Genomic DNA, 16,609 nt, shown 5'->3' on the forward strand with positions numbered 1-16,609 from the left:
ACTACATATACGTTTCTCTATTTTTGCATACCAAAAAGAACATCCACGCCCAAAGATGCTCTTCTCATAAAGGAGTAGGTCTTAGTAATGCATTAGGACAACCGATTTCGTCCGTGTTTTACTATATGTATGTCTTAAGCATCCGATTTCCTGAATTCCCTTCATCTTAAAAGACCGCCTTTCACAGGCGGTTGGTTTAGTCCTATTGCAAAGTTTTTATTATATTCCCAAAAAGTGTACCTTTACGAATAGATTCTATATAGAAATCAAAATGATAAAAATCGCATTGTATATTTTTTGTTTTTTGAATATTCACTGTTATGTATTTTATTATATAATATGAATAACCTCATAATCCTAGAGTTGAATAATTATATATAGAAGGGGAAATGATTCCATGGAATTAAAAATGCAATTGCGTTTACTTTTAGAAAAGTTATTCCAAGAATATGAAGAACATCATCCTAGCATGTATTTCGTATTTCAAAAAGTAGAACATCAATTTGTTTTTACAGATGTAAATCAGGAATTACTTCAATCTGTTCATCAACAAAGGGAAGATTTTATTGGGCAAACGTTAGATACCGCACCACATCTTGGAGATGAAGAAACAAAAAGAAAATTAAAAACAATTTATCCATTAGCATGGGCGGGGAAAACAATTATTTTTTATTGTTTTCCTGTTAGTAATCTTGATATATTCGTGATTACGTATCTAGAGCCCCTATATGTGAATCAGCAAGTCGTTCAGGTAATGGGGCGTTGTGCATCTTTTCATAAAAATGAATTTCAGGATACATTAGAACATCTAGAACAATTTGTTACTTTTGAAGTCTTACAGTAATATTTGTGCTAAATGCTCAGGAAAAGAAGAAAAACCTTTGTATGACAAGATTTTTTCACAAGAAGACTTTATAGATAAATTGCTTGTAAAGGGAGGAATCGTTTTGTCGTTATACGATCAACTGCCAGACAATCTTTTAGCGGGTTTTTTCATGGAAATTAACAAGAACATACAAACAGGAGTTCTTTCTGAAGCTATGTATCACGAAATTGCGTTAATTCAAATGGCTGCACAAAAACGAAACCTTTCAGAGGTGGATTTAAAGGACATCTACCAGCAAAAGGTAGAGCCTCAGTTAAAATGAAGTTGGATACTGGAGAATGAAGCGTCTATATAAAAAGGAATGCCCTTTTTGGTGTTTCAAGGAGCATTCTTTTTTTGCTGAAGCACCATCATAGCCAATCTTCTGGATAGAGGAGATATGCTTACAAGTCCAGTATCTTCATTACCTGGTTCGCTTGTTTATCCTCCACGCGGTAAAATACTTCCAATCCTTTTCGACTAGAGGTGACAACTTTAAGTAGTTTTAACTTACCTAGCTGCTGAGATACGGTGGATTGTGGTATATCAAGGTGCTGTTGTAATTGAGAAACATTTAAGGACTCTTTCTTCAGTAATTGATGAATAATTTCTAAACGCACAGGATGAGCCAGTGCCTTTAATACTTCTGAAAAACGTTCATAATCGCTTGATGTCATAAAATAGTACCTCCTTAAAGAGATTCATAAAAATAATAAGTATTAATTATATGATAATTCTAAGATTTTTATTTAAAGGTAGTAGGTACGTAGTAACTGTTTGGTCCTTTTTATCTTGTAATAACCGGTCTTGAAACGATACTATATTCCTAGTTACTTCCTTTCGGACGGTTGTACTTTTCTTTCCATCAATAGAATCCCCTTATGTCCTGCCTGTTACGAGATACTGTTCTAATTCTTCTAGAAGCTGTTTCGCTCCTTCTGAACTCAACGTCAGCTATCCGTCAGCGAGCTTGATATTCTTTAAGGATCTTTCCCCTTCCACAAATATTTCTAAAGCGTCTTTTTCGTGGATATCAAGCGTATACCTCGTTTTCTTTGGTATCACAACTCGACCCAAATTATCTATATTTCGTACTATACCTGTTGATTTCATCCTTCTATTTTCATCCTTTTTCAAATGGGCTATTTTACATAGTTAATTCCTATTTTCATTCATTAGAATTTTAAGTATAATTAACAGAATTATACTTCTATTCGAAACAGGAGTGATTTTTTATGGCTCCATCTACATCCAATTTTCTTCACCTACACAAACAAATTTCGGAACAAAAAAAGAAATTAGGTCGATTAGTTCACATACATGGGTACACCCACCCGCTTGTTCTTGCCCGCAGTCAAAAATTAGGTCAATTGGTCGTTCTTGTGATGCGCGTTCTTTCTTCTTGATAAAAGAAAGATTCTAATTAGGAACAAGAACCAAATAGGAATTCCTCATATACTCAAGTTTTTCTTACCAAATCGGCGTTCCGATTTCTACATGCATGAGACGAATCTGTTTCTCTTCTTCGTTTCTTCTGTTTTCTAACTCACTTTCTAATTTACGATACCACTTTCCTTTTTTGTATAAAAAGTACGTTTGCACTTCTACATACGGTAGCTTTATTCCCTGTGTCTGAATCCGTTCCATTACACTGTCTAGTATATATTCTTCTTCATATTGTTTGGGTTTCCGCGAATACATGTCGATGAAACTTCGATATTCCTCTTGTAACCATTCAGCAGTCAAATCCTTCTGATTCTGTTTGAGATGTGACCATTTCTTGTTTGTTTGGAGAAGTTGACCATTTACACGATCATGATTTTTCATGATTTCCCCTCACTTTTTTTATAGGATATATACAGTATACAAAAAATGTATGATTACGCCTACTGACCTACCGTTGATCTAGCGCCATTCACACGCTTTTGAGGAAGGAATATGCTGTCAGAAATCGATCTATAAAAAGAAGCACGTACATCATACAATGTCAGTATCAATTCCTTGTGTTCTTCATCATCTATGTGAAAAGAGCGGGATCCACTTTGAACAAACTTCATTTTCTTGTAAAAATCAATTGCATTTTTATTCTGTTCCCATACGCCTATCCTGACTTTCTTTTTCTTATATTCTATCGCAATTTCTATTACTTTATTTAGAAGATGTCTACCAAGATCATGCTTTTGAAATCTCCTCTTTATATACAAACTTTCAATTTCAAGTGATTCATTATTCGTTTTTTCAGAATGAGTATCATGTATATTTACCTTTACATATCCAACGAGTTCTTGTTGATACGTAACCAAAAAGAATGGTGAATTATCATTCGATACTTCTTTACCTAATTGTTGTAAGTTACATGTTTTATCCAAATGAGCATTCATCTGTGTCAATGAGTTTTGATGCTTAAATGTCTCATAAAATGTTTCATACATAATCCTTTGAAGTCTTCGTAAGTTTTTCCAGGTGCATTTTTTAATATCTACAGCCAACTGAATATGTCACTCCTCTTTTTCATCATGCACTTCTCTCGTTTCTCTTTTTTACAAATTCCTAGTCTTTTTCAAAAAGCTGTTCTTTTTGAGAGATTTTACTATACCATGCAAACACAAAAACGAACATTTCAAAAAAGTCCATTGTTATAGACACTTTTTCATACAGTCACGCTAATATTGCTAAAAGGACTACCCATTACATGTTCAATTTTTTTGATTCATAACATTATATATTTATTTTAGTTTTGCAACACTCTTAATCAGAGAATCCATTAGGAAACTAGGATTCTTTTTCATTTATATATTTTTGCACCAGAACCAATAAAAAAGGACGAACTATTTATATAAATAGTTCGTCCTTTTATGTTCCTAAAATACGACGTATTTCCAATATATCCATATTCGTAAACTTTGCAATATCTTCTATATCCATTCCGTTTTTATACATCCCACGGATTAACTGTTCTCTTTCGACTAATTTACCTTCTTGTATGCCTACTTCTTTTCCTTTTTCCATGCCCTCTTGTAGCCCTTCTTCTTTCCCTACTTCACGGGCATGTGCTAATTTCGCTTGTTCATCAAATAAGACTTTTTCCCGTGCTTCATATGCTAATCGGAAGGAACTACTCTGACTCATATTCTCCCATTTGTGGATCGCTTTTTGTAACATGGGATCTTGTTTCATGGCGATATCCTCCAATGTGTGGGTCAAATGTTCATCTTCATGTGCTGGTAACAAGAGTAACCAACGAGCAAATTCATTTTCCCACGGATTAATTTTCTCTTCTCTCCATTGCTGCAGTAATTTTGGAATCTCAATAAAATGAATTTCCAAATCATCCAGCAAGACTTTTTTCTGCTGCTTACTCCAAAACTGTCCGATTGTATGCATCTCTTCATAATCAGGAAAGAGATGAAAATCTAATAAGTTAATGGCAATCGTTTTTCGGAGTGAACGATACGGCATTCCTTTTTCAAGCTGAGACGTGTAGAGTTTACTCCAATAGTAAAGGGAACGTTTTATAATCTCTTGTGTATTTCTTAGTTGGATTTCGATGTTGACTTTTGTTCCGTCATGCAGTGTGGCAAGTATATCTAGTATGGATAATTTATCTTCCTCATATTCTTTATGCAAATGCGGATCTTCAATTTTCAGTGATGCAATCGGTGTAGATAAAGACTCATGCAAGATTGCATTTAAAAAAGAAATTAATAATTCTTCTTGTCCCTGTACACCAAATAATTGCTTAAATGCAAAATCGACTCGTAAATTCACTAAAGGTTGATTCATTGATAGAGTCACCTTTCTATTTTATATTCTATATATCCATTGTATCGAAGGGCAAAGAAAAGAAGCAACCCCTAATGATTTGTTGGAGAATTTTATTTTTGTTAACCAATACAGTACGTGAAATTATATTATACTTCAGTATACTGCTAAAAAGATTTCTTATAGAACTTTTTCTACCGTTTTTATCTCACAAATCACGTCAATTCCTTTTAACGATCTATTTGTTTTATATAACAAGTTTTATCTTCCCTGCATACAAAATCATTCCGAATCCCTCTTCTTTATCATACAAAGGAAAATGAAAGGCTGTTTTTTCGTATCTTTCTCAAAATCCAATTTTTCATATCTTCATCCTCAATATTCTGCAGATTCATAGTTACACAAGCTACCTTGCGTTGTATCTCTCATCCCTTTATACTAAAACAGTATATCTATCACAATGAGGTGTCTTATTATGAACAAAACAGAATTAGTCCAAAAAGTTGCAATGGAATCCGGATTAACGAAACAGAAAGCAAGTCTCGCTGTAGATGCTGTTTTTCAATCCATTCAAAATGCACTACAAAATGGGGAAAATGTACAATTAATTGGCTTCGGTTCATTCGAAGTCCGAGAACGTGCTGCCCGTGAAGGACGAAATCCACAGACAGGGGAATCCATGGCGATTCCTGCGAGTAAGGTACCTACCTTTAAAGCGGGGAAAGTATTAAAAGAAGCTGTAAAAGCTGAATAGTATTTATTTAGCAGTAGCATGAATTCATTAGGATTCATGCTACTGTTTTCTTTTATAAACGAATGGCTGAAATTGTATGTTGCAATATACAATCTGTTGTTTCCTTTACAGTTACTTCCCTAAGTGGACAGAACGGACTATAGACATTAGAATTCTAAAAAGCTAAAAGTTCCGCAAGGAACAGGTCGTATTTTCTTCCACTTCATTTCAGAAAATCTCCACCTTTTGTGATTGGTTACTTCACTTCGTTTCAATAGCAATCCCAATCCTTTCCCAACTTTTTTTGGCTCGTGAAATGGCGTCACCAAGCCGACATACCCAAAAGTAAGTGTTTTCTCTATCGGCTTGATCTTTCCAGTATACGAGCCAAATCGCTGGCCTTTCGTCCTAATATTTAGCTTTTCATCCGTCGTCACCAGACGTTTCAAACCGTGGGGCATCGTCCCCACACGACGAACCAACCTCTATCCCAAAAGGCAAGGAAATAGTTTTTTTCCAAACCCTATAAATATAGCGTCTCTAGAAATCATCCATTCTTTTTTTGTACCATTTGCAGCTAAAAAGAATTAAATTAGATAGCTTTAGTTTCGAGACAGCGTTCGCGAGACGACGATAGTCTTTTTTTATCTCGTGTGTTCCTTCCCTTTTTCTAGAGCTGATTCTTTCTTTGTCACCTGTTGATACGGAGCAAATTGGCGGAAAGGTTCATATCGTTTTTCTTGTTCGACTATGTGTGATCGTGTTTGTTTCGTGATAGTGACGCCATTGTCCCCCAGTTTTTCCTGCACATTACTTTCTAATTGTTGAACAGACTCTTGCGTGACAAGTCCATGTTCGATTGCCACTTGTTTGCTTGAAAAATACCGTTCTTCCATCAGTACACGGTCAAAAATGCTATCAATATCTCGAACAGTTTCTTGTCCTTGCGCTCGTTTAAACGCTTCGTACTTTTCGCTTAATTCCTGTTCCACTGCATTCGACACATGATCGGCTGTATGAGTAATATTTTGCGTTCTTTCCGTAACATCCACTTCTTGTTCTGCTTTCTTTTCTTTCTCCTGTTGCAACACGATTTCTATTGTCTCTAAAAATTCCGCTGCTGTTTCATGCACTTCTTTAACTAATTTTGCCTTCTCCCTTAGTTCCTTTCCTTGTGTCCAACTTGCTAAATATCCAAGCGAATATTCACTTGGATCTAGTCCAAAGTACGAAGCGACTGTATAAGCTGTCATTTCTGCTTGGAATTCTTTTTCTGCTGTCGTGTAATGTATGTGTGTTTCCTTCGTATGCAACTTCGCATGGGCGAGTTCATGTAAAAGTGTCTTTACCTGCTGTAGTTCACTGTTTCTTGGATTCAATGCCACTTCTCTTGTTTCGGGATAGCTGACTCCCTTTACCACACCCAGTTCTTCTTTTGGTGCAATAATCTTTACATCGTTCTTTTCCGCAATTGCCTCCATTCCCTTGTACAAACTTTGATAATTGGCTACTGTCCCCTCCAACCAACGGTTTGGAAACACTCGCGGTAAATCTGTTGCTTTCACATTTGTTTGGGACGCATCGAATACGTATCCGATTGTAAAATACAATCGGCTTGGTTTCATTTCTACCTGTTTAGAAGCAATCTGTCGTTTTTCTTCTTCACTTGCTTTTGTGACAAGTTTCCATCTCCCTTGTTTCTCTTTAAATTTTGCTGCTGTTTGGTGAGGTACTAAAATTTGAATTCCTTTCTCGCCTTTTTTCACCGCAAATCCTTTTTCTTTCCAAAAAGAAAAGGAGCCGACTGCTTGGGCTCCTTCAAATTGATTCTGTATCAGTGTAATGTTTGATGATGAATAACGGTGGAACATCGCCATAAATGATAAATATTCTTTCATATCTTGAGGGGAACGAAAATACCCTTGTATACTCGTTTCCATTTGCTTTGTTACATCTGCTATTTTCTGTTTCTTCTCTTCCCGTGAAACTGTAGCATGCTTTTTATTCATCTTGTTCAGCTCCCCTTTGAGAAACCTCGATCAACTCATCCATCGTTCCCTCATTCCAAGATTCTAAATCTGTTAGTTCACAAATCTGCTGTGTTTTCCTATTGATCGGAATCATTACATCATTTTGCGGGTGCGATACAAAATCGTGTAATTCTTTCTCTTCTGATACCTGTACTGTTACTTCTTCGTTTCCTACTTGCAACGTGACTTCTCTTTCTCCAATCTTTTTCACCCATCCTAGTTCTATGCCTTCATGAAATAATAACATCTTCGATTCTCCTTTTTTATTATCAGATATCTATCTGGCTTCCTTTTTCTTCACTTGTCTGTTCCACTCTACCATGCTACCTAGAAATAAGAATAGAATTGTAGTCCATGCACAATGTAACAGAAACCATTCATCCGCTATCATCTTCGTTACATATAAACCAAATACTCCTAACACCACTGTGCCACCTAGCACCAACAAACAAATAAGTTGTTTCCATTCTTTTTTTATGATTAGCATGCCAATCATCCCTACACAAATGATGAACAGAAAAACAAAAACCATTCCTAACGAATGGGGTACGGTCATAAGTGGTTTTGCTCCTTGTGTTATTTCTGAAAGCCCCATGATTGACGTCCCCCTTTACCATTTCATTTCATCGTCGGGAACAACAATTGTTTCTTTTTGCTCTCTCGACGTCTGATGATAGATTTTCTTTTGCCTTTGATGTGTAATTCTTTCTTCCACCACTTCTCGAATATGTTTCGTTGCATCTGTTTCTACAAGATTCGTTGTACACACACCTTGATATCCTTCATGTGCATAAATCCCATTCATAAATTCAATCAACATTTGCGTATTTTTATCCGCACTATTTGTACCCAGCCTGATTTTTTGTAACTCTTCTTTTAACATTTCATGTAAATGTTTTGTTACAACTTCTGTAATATAACGGAGCGACCATTCTTGTTCTTTTGCTTCTTTATGTTCCTTACAAATTCGAATAATCGCATCACCGTTATAACCATTTCGGATTTTTTGTTCTTCCATATATACATTGATATATCGTTCCGTTTCTTCGTCAATCGTTACAACTCTTCTTACTTTTTTCATCGTTCATGTCCCCTCTCATTTTGTTGCTGAATGTCCCACTCTAAGCGTTCATAATATTTTTGGTTCTTCCAGCTTTCATATTCACTTTTGAAAGCTGATTCAACTTTTCGTAACGCATACTGCATGGGTACGTTTCTTTCAAAGTTCTTTCGTTCTCTCGGCTTTCTATCCAGCATGTGGTCCATTCGTTTTCTTTCTGTATCATACGTTTTCATCTCCTGTAAAAACGCATTCCCCATTCGCACATGTAGTTCTTCTATTTTATTCTCCTTATAATGCTCGTATCGTTTTTTATCTTCTGTTCCTTCTCCATACGTTCTTTTTAACACCCCTACTTCTTCGTCTAACTTGTGTAGAAACTGTTTGTAATCTTCCTTATGGTGCTTCTCAATGTACTTTTGCGTCATCATATTCAAATGAGGACGCAACGATCGCAACGTATTATAGTTATAGTGCCATTGCCTTGTATCTTCTGGTAACCGCTTGTATACAAATTGAAACAGTGGTCTAAGCTCTCGATTACGCCAATTGAATGTAGAATCTTTTTTCTTTTTCTCGACCATATGCTTGCGAATACAATCATTAATCTGCTTTTGTTCGTGCCCACGATCTAAAATGTTTTGTGCGACTTTTGCTTTCATCGCATCCAGTGTACTTTGCTTTCGTTTGCCTCGTTCTCTTGTTGGAAAGGGTTCAACGGTTACGAGATGAATGTGAATATTATCGGTATTATAATGAATTGCTCCTGACCAAATCGCTGTATGTTCTAACTTTTCTCTCTTTAACATGTCTTTCATCGCAAGCCTAGAAACTCCTATCAATTTTTTATCATCTACCGTTCGCGTTTTCGCATCATAAATACCATGTTCCTCTAACCATTTATTATCGAATGTAATGACATCTTGCCACATAATACTGTGATTCTTTTGTGCAAGCTCAAACATTTTTTTGAGGTTTCTTTTTTCTTTTCCTTTTAAACAGTTACTCTGTTCGGTAAATAAAGCGGACATCTTTTCAGAATCTCCCATGTAGTCTTGATACAGAGAAAACATCTTCTTATGTGCTTGCCCTTCTTTTTTTGCTTCCTCCCTATCAATATAGTCCACATACTCCTGAAAACTTCCGCCACCTGCTGTCACAAACTTAGACACTGTTACGACTCCTGGTGTCACCTTTTCTTGCACAGGGCTTGCTACACTCATTCCCCGTCACCCTCTGTCATGAGCTGTAAAAATACATTCATGTCTTGCACCGCTTTAAAACAATTCTCCATCGCTACGATGTTTTTTTCTACGAGTTGTTGCAAATGCAATTCCCGTGTTTGTTGCTCACGATAGAACGCTAATGTTTCCAGTTGCCCCTGCAAGAATTTATCTCTTGAAAGTCCTTTTGTCTTCGCAATTTCATCAATTCGTTTCACCGCTACTGGATTCATGTTACGCACTCTGATCTCCATTTTGGATTCCTCCTCTATTTTTGGGTGCTCCTCTCCAAAAGAAAGAGAAGAGCATAAGGGATTTTTGTTCCCACCAAAGGTGTGAAGCTAGGCAAAGCCTAGCAAAATCATGGGAACAAGTATTGACCTCGAATGTTGAGGTGCTGTTGACCCTAAATCTTCATATGTTGAGGTGCTGTTGACTCTAAACCTTCAGATGTTGACCTCCTGACGACCTAAATGTTGAGGTGCTGTTGACCTAGGTTCCATCACCCACGTGCAACATCTTGCGCCTTTTCCTCTAACTTTTGGATCTTCTCTTTGACTTGACCTTGCTCCCTTTTATGCTGTTCAATTTGGTCATTCGATTGTTTGATATTGGATTCTTTTTCACTGATTTTAGATTCTGTTTCTCGTTTTTCAGACTCTGTTTGATACTTCAAATCGTCCTTCCACGTCATGATTTGTTGCTTCCACTTCTGTTGTTTGGCTTCTTCCTTTTTCATCATGTCTTCATACTGTGTTATTTTTTTCTGTAATTTTTTTTGCTCGATACGGATAAAGGCTCTGTTGCAAAGTTCAAAAAAGCATACACCTGTTTACAAAATAGGGTTATAGTTTACGCAGGTATGAATAATTGCTGTAATTCATTGTACGTCGAAAAAACGAAGTTTGATTGTTGCAAACTTCGTTTTTGTTTATATAAGGCATGAATTGTTTCGATTCCTTTGATGGTACGAGAAGCATGACGAATATTTTGAAATCCTGTGGATTTGGCAAAACGTCGTTTTACGTGTCGATGATCTTGTTCAATGAGATTATTGAGATGTTTGACGGTACAGTGTTTCGTATGTATATAATAATCATCTTTCTGTAATTTTTTGAATGCACAAAGCAAAGCCGGGACCTTGTCTGTCGTAAGAACCGATGGTTCTCCAAAATGTTTTACCAGTCTTTTCATAAAGGCATAAGCAGCTTGATGATTACGTGTTTTTCGAAGTTGAAAGTCCAGTGTATGTCCATCACTATCAATGGCACGATATAAATAACACCATTTTCCTTTAACTTTGATATAAGTCTCATCCAAATGCCAAGCATGGAGTGCTGATTTGTTTTTCTTCTTCCAAATTTGATAGATCCGATTGCCATATTCATGCACCCAACGCATGATAGTTGTTGGATGGACGGAAACACCACGTTCTTTCAAGATTTCAGATACATCACGATAGCTTAAAGAAAAACGACAGTAATAGCCAACGGCTACTATAATAATGTCTTTCTTGAATTGTTTTCCTTTAAAATATCTCATGTATCATTCTCCTCAGCATATTTTCTCTACAGTTTAGCTTCATTTAAAAAACTTTGCAACAGAACCGTATATTTGTCACTTTGTCCAATGCTTTCTTATGCCTTTCACACATTTGGATGGCACCCTCTCGGTCTGTTATATTCGCAGTTGTTATCTGAATCGCATGAATGAGACCGTTGGTATCTACAGCGATATGTCGTTTGATTCCTGAACCTTTCTTTCCGGCATTGTAGCCTTTTTCACGCTTTGTACATCTACTATGCAGAAACTCGTCTGTTTCTTACGCCCATCTTGCTCACGATATATTTCGACCAATTTTTTTATGCACTTTTTCGAGAAGACTTATGCCATTCTCGTCTACTTTCCGCCAAATCTGATAGTAAGCATACACGGTTTTCCAGTTTGGAAAGTCACTCGGCAGATTGCACCATTGGCAGCCTGTTGTGAGCAGGTACAGTACGCCGCAGAATACTTCGTACAAATCAACTTTGCGGGGACGCGTCCTTTTCCGTGCGTTTTCTAAATCCTCTCGAATCAGTTCAAACTGCTCACGGGATATATTACTTGTATAATTGTGTATCATAGGAATCATCTTTCGCACTATGATTTCCATTTTCGATCCCTCTCTGAATTTGGGTGTTGCACACTAAAAGTGAGAACTGGAGATTTTTTGGTATAAACAACCAAAATAAACTATCTGTTTGGTACGCATAATAAATTAACGAAAATAATCATCAATATTTGAAGAATATTATAAAAAATACATGCAATAAAGGAGTTAAAGAAATGAAGAAACGGTTTAAATTATCTCTATTTTTTTGGATAGTACTTTGCTTAATTATATTAAATGCGTGTACTCCTAATGATAAAACGAGTAGTTACAATACTTATAAAGTAGAAGAAAAGCACATTGAAAATGTAAAAAGGTTTAAGGGGATTGTTATACCACATGATGTTAAAACGATTCCACTTGATACAGCAAATGGATCGTATGATCTTCAGGTAAAAGTAGGAGATCAAGTAAAAAAAGAACAAGTACTAGTCAAATATAAAAACACTTCAAATCAACATATAAAGAGTCCTATAGATGGGGTTGTTGCAAGTATTACAAAAGATATAGATGAAAAGACAAAGTCACCTGGAATTACAATTTACGCACATGGCCCTTTAAAGATAAAAGGAGAATTATCAGAATATGAACTTTCACAAATGAAAGTTGCTCAACGTGTCACGATTATGTCTAAAGCGATTCCGAATAAAAAATGGGAAGGTGCAGTGAAAGAAATTGCTCTTATGCCATTAAAAAATATCGGTGACAGCACTCATGTGTCGAATTATCCATTTGTTGTTCAACTGGATAATAACAATACGAAAGAGTTACAATCAGGCTTCCATGTTTATATAGACAATAAACTTGGCGAGGCAACAGGTACGATTGTTCCAAAAAGCAGCATTGTCAATAAAGGTGATAAAAATATTGTTTTCGTTGTAAAAGATGGAAAAGTGAAAGAACAAGCTGTTACAGCTGAATTCGAAACAGATCATGAAGCAAAAGTTACGGGTATACAAAAAGGCGAACAAATTATCTCTAAACCTGAAAAAGAATTAAAAGATGGTATGGAGGTTAACATCAAATGATCGATTTAAAAGGTGTCACGAAATCCTTTCAAATCGGTGCGGAAGTAATTCAAATATTACATGGAATTGATGTAACTCTGAACCAAGATGAATTCACATCCATTATGGGTCCATCTGGATCAGGAAAATCAACGTTAATGAATATTATTGGATGTTTAGATAAGCCAACAACCGGTACGTATGAATTAGCGGGACAAAACATTTCAAATATGTCTGAAACAGAATTAGCGCAAGTTCGTAATAAAGAGATCGGATTTGTCTTCCAAAGCTTCATGTTACTACCAAGACTTACAGCACTGCAAAATGTTGAATTAGCTCTTATTTACGCTGGAGTTGATAAAAAGGAAAGACACGAACGCTCATTATCTGCTTTGACAAAAGTAGGCTTGGCCGATCGTGCTACTCATCTGCCAAATGAATTATCAGGTGGACAAAAGCAGCGTGTTGCGGTTGCACGTGCCATTGTAAATAACCCGAAATTTATCTTAGCTGATGAACCGACAGGTTCACTTGATACAAAAACAAGTACACAAATTATGGACCTCTTTTACGAATTAAACAAACAAGGCTCAACAATCATTATGATTACCCATAACCGTGAAATTGGGGAAACTGCAACCCGAAAAATTGTAATTCGTGATGGAAATATCGTCCAAGATTGGAGAGGTTAATTTTGAATACGAGTGAAAATACACGCATGGCTCTTTCCGCTATCTTTTCCCATAAAATGCGCTCTATATTAACCATGCTAGGAATTATTATTGGTATTAGCGCCATTATTACTATTGTTTCAATGGGTGATGGTACGAAAATACAGTTTAAAGAAAATTTAGATCAAGGAAAAGATAATCAAGTAACAATTTCTTATTATAACCCTGATCGTGGAACAGATAACGCAAAAATTACACCTGATATGATAAAAAATCTTCAAACTGTATCCGGCGTTAAAGCAGTTTATCCAGATGTGAGTATGAATATAAAAGCATCTTCTGATTCAAAAGACATCTCTCTTAATTTAAAGGGCGGAACAGGTACCTTTATGAAAGATGAGAAACTAAAATTAATTCATGGTCGTGAATTAAACGATAGTGAATTAAACCAAGCAATTCCTGCTGTTATATTAAGTGAAGAAGCTTTCAAAAAATTATTTAATGGTTGGGAACCAAATTTGTACACTGATATAAATGAAAAACCATATAAAGTAGTTGGTGTGTACAAAAAGGAAAGAGAAAATTTAATCGGAGGGAATATTGATATAGCTGAAGGTTATACATCCCTTGAAAACGCATCTGTAATTTCTGGAATAAATGAGTACGACTCTGTAAATTTAATAATGACTTCTCCAACGGAACGTAAAAGTGTAGAAAAACAAGCTATTTCTATTTTAAACGAAATGAAAGCTCCTAAATTTGAGCATAAATTTGAAGCAAGGGACTTAGATGAGCTTACAAAGCTAGTAGACGATACATTCGTTATGCTGAAAATGGTCTTCGGCGGTATTGCGGCTATCTCTTTACTTGTTGGTGGTATCGGTGTAATGAACATTATGCTTGTATCTGTAACAGAACGTACACGTGAGATCGGTATTCGCAAAGCACTTGGTGCAACACGCAATAAAGTATTAATGCAATTCCTAATCGAGTCTTGTATTTTAACGGGAATAGGTGGTTTTATCGGGTTTATACTAGGTGTTTTCTTCGCTTGGATTGCCTCAATCTTTGCAGGCTGGCCGCTTGTTATCTCAATAGAAAACGCTCTTTTCTCAGTCGGTGTTTCAATGTTAATCGGTATTACATTCGGCTTACTACCAGCTAACAAAGCTGCAAAGCTTGACCCTATTGAAGCACTACGATATGAATAAGAAAGTTATTCTGTTGCAAAGTTGAGAAGTGGACCAAAATAGTTAATGTCTAATACATTTCTTTGTATAATTTAAACGACTTATTCTTATGAGTTATACTTTAATTCTGTATTTTTAGGGTGGTGTAAACCTTTACAACAGAAATTTCTACATTCTACATTAAAAGGTTGTATCAGAACATCTTTTTATTACAAAAATGTAAGTTTATTGTAAGGTGGTTGGATAGTAGATACCCCAAATACTTTATATAGTTAAACTAGAAACAAAACAACAAATAATCCATTTATCGGAGGTTTTAATGATGAAAGTAGCGGTTATTGGTTGTACACATGCGGGTACAGCGGCAGTTACAAATATTGCGAAGCTTCATCCAGAAGCGCAGATTACAGTATATGAAAAGAACGATAACGTTTCTTTTTTATCTTGTGGGATAGCTTTATTCGTAGGGGGCGTTGTGGATGATGCGAGAAAGATGTTCTATTCTTCGCCTGAACAATTGACAGAATTAGGTGTAAAAATGAATATACGCCACGAAGTTCTTGAAATCAACGCAGAGGCAAAAACATTACGTGCACGAAATCTCGTTACAAATGAAGAAAAAGAGGATATTTTCGACAAACTTATCATGACAACAGGATCATGGCCCATTATACCACGTCTCGAAGGTATGGAGTTGGACAATATCGTAATGTGCAAAAATTATGCTCATGCAAATACTATTATTGAAAAAGCAAAACATGCCCATAACATTGTTGTAATAGGAGCTGGTTACATCGGTATCGAATTAGTGGAAGCATTTGAAACGAGTGGAAAGAAAGTAACACTTATCGACAGTGCGAACCGCATTTTAAATAAATATTTGGATGCAGAGTTTACAAATGTGACGGAGCAAGCATTTGAGGAAAAAGGTGTAAAACTGGCTCTTGGGCAAACCGTCACCAAGTTTGAAGGAGAAAATGGGAAAGTGAAGCAAGTTATCACAACAAAAGGAGCATACGGAGCAGACCTTGTTATTTTGTGCATCGGTTTCCGTCCTAACACAGATTTATTACAAGGACAAGTAGAGATGCTTCCGAACGGTGCCATTGTTGTGAACGAATATATGCAGACAAGAAAACCGTATATATTTGCAGCAGGAGACAATTGTGCTACTCTATATAATCCAACCGGCAAACATGAGTATATTCCACTTGCTACTAACGCAGTCCGTATGGGAACGCTTGTAGCAAGAAATTTAGTGAAGCCATCAATCCGTTATATGGGAACACAAGGAACATCCGGCATTAAAATTTATAACTATAACATTGCTTCCACTGGATTAACAGAAACAGCGGCAGAAAGTATGGGTATGAATGTAAAAAGTAGTACAATAACGGACAACTATCGTCCTGAATTTATGCCGACTTCCGAGCTAGTAACAGTAAAAGTTGTATATGAAATAGAAACACGACGAATCATTGGAGCACAGGTTATGTCCAAAGCTGACTTGACACAATCTGTGAACACACTGTCTATCTGTATTCAAAACCAGATGACAATTGATCAACTTGCTTTTGTTGACTTTTTCTTCCAACCTCATTACAACAAGCCTTGGAATTTCTTGAATCGAGTGGGGTTACATGATCTATAAAATATAAGAACTAAGCAAATGGTATATGCCGTATGTGGTTCTGTTGCAAAGTTGATAAAAAGTTAAATAGACTGAGTAAAATGTATTAAATTTCATGATCTTGAGGATAATTTTTGTAATTCTATATACGTCAAAAAGAGAAGTCACACTTTAGGCTTCTCTTTTCGACGTATATAGAAGGAGTCGGTTCCTTACTTTATTATTTGTTATGAAACATTACAACAGAATCAAATTTTGTATAGATGGTAACTTATATATTTAAGGA

Annotated in this window: 19 protein-coding genes and 4 pseudogenes; 8 read left to right on the forward strand and 15 right to left on the reverse strand. The window is 36.0% G+C overall.

All coding sequences use genetic code 11. From position 1 onward, the window contains the following. Positions 1–397 precede the first annotated feature (397 nt). Both CDB3_RS30380 and CDB3_RS30385 read left to right on the forward strand, forming a co-directional pair. Positions 398–844: a hypothetical protein gene (locus CDB3_RS30380; protein ID WP_128857041.1), complete on the forward strand. Its 447-nt coding sequence runs from the start codon at positions 398–400 to the stop codon at positions 842–844. A gap of 37 nt (positions 845–881) precedes the next feature. After that, positions 882–1,148, forward strand: coding sequence for a hypothetical protein (locus tag CDB3_RS30385; RefSeq protein WP_372708570.1), 267 nt, complete (start codon positions 882–884; stop codon positions 1,146–1,148). A 121-nt stretch (positions 1,149–1,269) separates the two neighbouring features. Here the strand turns inward: CDB3_RS30385 and CDB3_RS30390 are convergent, their stop codons facing one another. Further along, positions 1,270–1,542, reverse strand: coding sequence for an ArsR/SmtB family transcription factor (locus CDB3_RS30390; RefSeq protein WP_128857042.1), 273 nt, complete (start codon positions 1,540–1,542; stop codon positions 1,270–1,272). A gap of 280 nt (positions 1,543–1,822) precedes the next feature. Then, positions 1,823–1,978, reverse strand: a pseudogene (locus tag CDB3_RS30395) (AbrB/MazE/SpoVT family DNA-binding domain-containing protein); the annotation flags it as partial. Positions 1,979–2,100: 122 nt separating this feature from the next. Between CDB3_RS30395 and CDB3_RS30400 the strand changes: the two are divergent. Next, positions 2,101–2,271 carry an aspartyl-phosphate phosphatase Spo0E family protein gene (locus CDB3_RS30400; protein WP_128857044.1) on the forward strand — a complete coding sequence of 57 codons (171 nt, stop codon included), beginning with the start codon at positions 2,101–2,103 and terminating at the stop codon, positions 2,269–2,271. A gap of 64 nt (positions 2,272–2,335) precedes the next feature. Here CDB3_RS30400 and CDB3_RS30405 read toward each other — a convergent pair whose 3' ends face one another. The 3 genes and pseudogenes from CDB3_RS30405 to CDB3_RS30415 form a co-directional block, all read right to left on the reverse strand. Beyond that, positions 2,336–2,692, reverse strand: a complete 357-nt coding sequence (locus CDB3_RS30405; RefSeq protein ID WP_128857045.1) for a transposase — start codon at positions 2,690–2,692, stop codon at positions 2,336–2,338. 161 nt (positions 2,693–2,853) lie between these two features. After that, positions 2,854–3,354, reverse strand: a pseudogene (locus CDB3_RS30410) (GNAT family N-acetyltransferase); the annotation flags it as partial. Between the two features lie 364 nt (positions 3,355–3,718). Beyond that, positions 3,719–4,648, reverse strand: a complete 930-nt coding sequence (locus CDB3_RS30415) for an Rpn family recombination-promoting nuclease/putative transposase (protein WP_128857047.1) — start codon at positions 4,646–4,648, stop codon at positions 3,719–3,721. Positions 4,649–5,102: 454 nt separating this feature from the next. Between CDB3_RS30415 and CDB3_RS30420 the strand changes: the two genes are divergently transcribed. Beyond that, complete coding sequence (locus CDB3_RS30420; RefSeq protein ID WP_128857048.1) at positions 5,103–5,381, forward strand: HU family DNA-binding protein; 279 nt, start codon at positions 5,103–5,105, stop codon at positions 5,379–5,381. 146 nt (positions 5,382–5,527) lie between these two features. On the opposite strand, the gene CDB3_RS30425 is transcribed toward CDB3_RS30420, so the two are convergent. From CDB3_RS30425 to CDB3_RS32820, 10 genes and pseudogenes are all read right to left on the reverse strand, one after another. Continuing rightward, positions 5,528–5,830: a hypothetical protein gene (locus CDB3_RS30425; protein ID WP_128857049.1), complete on the reverse strand. Its 303-nt coding sequence runs from the start codon at positions 5,828–5,830 to the stop codon at positions 5,528–5,530. 576 nt (positions 5,831–6,406) lie between these two features. After that, positions 6,407–7,369: pseudogene (locus tag CDB3_RS30430) on the reverse strand (ArdC-like ssDNA-binding domain-containing protein); the annotation flags it as partial. Then, positions 7,362–7,637, reverse strand: coding sequence for a hypothetical protein (locus CDB3_RS30435; RefSeq protein ID WP_128857051.1), 276 nt, complete (start codon positions 7,635–7,637; stop codon positions 7,362–7,364). The gene CDB3_RS30435 and the pseudogene CDB3_RS30430, both read right to left, overlap by 8 nt. A 30-nt stretch (positions 7,638–7,667) precedes the next feature. Beyond that, a complete protein-coding gene (locus CDB3_RS30440; protein ID WP_128857052.1) occupies positions 7,668–7,985 on the reverse strand; it encodes a hypothetical protein in 318 nt (105 codons plus the stop codon). 15 nt (positions 7,986–8,000) lie between these two features. Then, entirely contained in the window at positions 8,001–8,471 is a 471-nt protein-coding gene (locus tag CDB3_RS30445) for a hypothetical protein (protein ID WP_128857053.1), read from the reverse strand. Further along, positions 8,468–9,673, reverse strand: coding sequence for a MobP2 family relaxase (gene mobP2 / locus CDB3_RS30450; RefSeq protein ID WP_128857054.1), 1,206 nt, complete (start codon positions 9,671–9,673; stop codon positions 8,468–8,470). Before mobP2 ends, CDB3_RS30445 begins: the two co-directional genes overlap by 4 nt. Further along, positions 9,670–9,927, reverse strand: coding sequence for a hypothetical protein (locus CDB3_RS30455; RefSeq protein WP_128857055.1), 258 nt, complete (start codon positions 9,925–9,927; stop codon positions 9,670–9,672). The genes mobP2 and CDB3_RS30455 overlap by 4 nt, the downstream gene beginning before the upstream one ends. 248 nt (positions 9,928–10,175) lie before the next feature. Further along, positions 10,176–10,412 (reverse strand): hypothetical protein, encoded by a 237-nt coding sequence (locus tag CDB3_RS30460; protein ID WP_142263504.1) that lies wholly within the window; start codon positions 10,410–10,412, stop codon positions 10,176–10,178. 113 nt (positions 10,413–10,525) lie between these two features. Then, on the reverse strand, positions 10,526–11,215 hold the full coding sequence (locus CDB3_RS30465) for an IS6 family transposase (protein WP_128857057.1): 690 nt from the start codon (positions 11,213–11,215) through the stop codon (positions 10,526–10,528). 67 nt (positions 11,216–11,282) lie between these two features. Continuing rightward, a pseudogene (locus CDB3_RS32820) lies at positions 11,283–11,798 on the reverse strand (IS5 family transposase); the annotation flags it as partial. Between the two features lie 203 nt (positions 11,799–12,001). On the opposite strand from CDB3_RS32820, the gene CDB3_RS30480 reads away from it, so the two are divergent. From CDB3_RS30480 to CDB3_RS30495, 4 genes are all read left to right on the forward strand, one after another. Beyond that, positions 12,002–12,853 (forward strand): HlyD family efflux transporter periplasmic adaptor subunit, encoded by an 852-nt coding sequence (locus tag CDB3_RS30480; RefSeq protein ID WP_128857059.1) that lies wholly within the window; start codon positions 12,002–12,004, stop codon positions 12,851–12,853. Further along, a complete protein-coding gene (locus CDB3_RS30485) occupies positions 12,850–13,524 on the forward strand; it encodes an ABC transporter ATP-binding protein (RefSeq protein ID WP_128857060.1) in 675 nt (224 codons plus the stop codon). The genes CDB3_RS30480 and CDB3_RS30485 overlap by 4 nt, the downstream gene beginning before the upstream one ends. A gap of 26 nt (positions 13,525–13,550) precedes the next feature. Continuing rightward, positions 13,551–14,714 (forward strand): ABC transporter permease, encoded by a 1,164-nt coding sequence (locus tag CDB3_RS30490; protein ID WP_372708571.1) that lies wholly within the window; start codon positions 13,551–13,553, stop codon positions 14,712–14,714. Between the two features lie 301 nt (positions 14,715–15,015). Continuing rightward, the gene (locus tag CDB3_RS30495; protein ID WP_128857066.1) at positions 15,016–16,344 is read left to right on the forward strand and encodes an FAD-dependent oxidoreductase; all 1,329 of its coding nucleotides are present in this window, start codon (positions 15,016–15,018) and stop codon (positions 16,342–16,344) included. Positions 16,345–16,609: the final 265 nt, after the last annotated feature.

Source organism: Bacillus sp. CDB3 (assembly GCF_002081505.1).
GTDB lineage: Bacteria > Bacillota > Bacilli > Bacillales > Bacillaceae_G > Bacillus_A > Bacillus_A cereus_AT.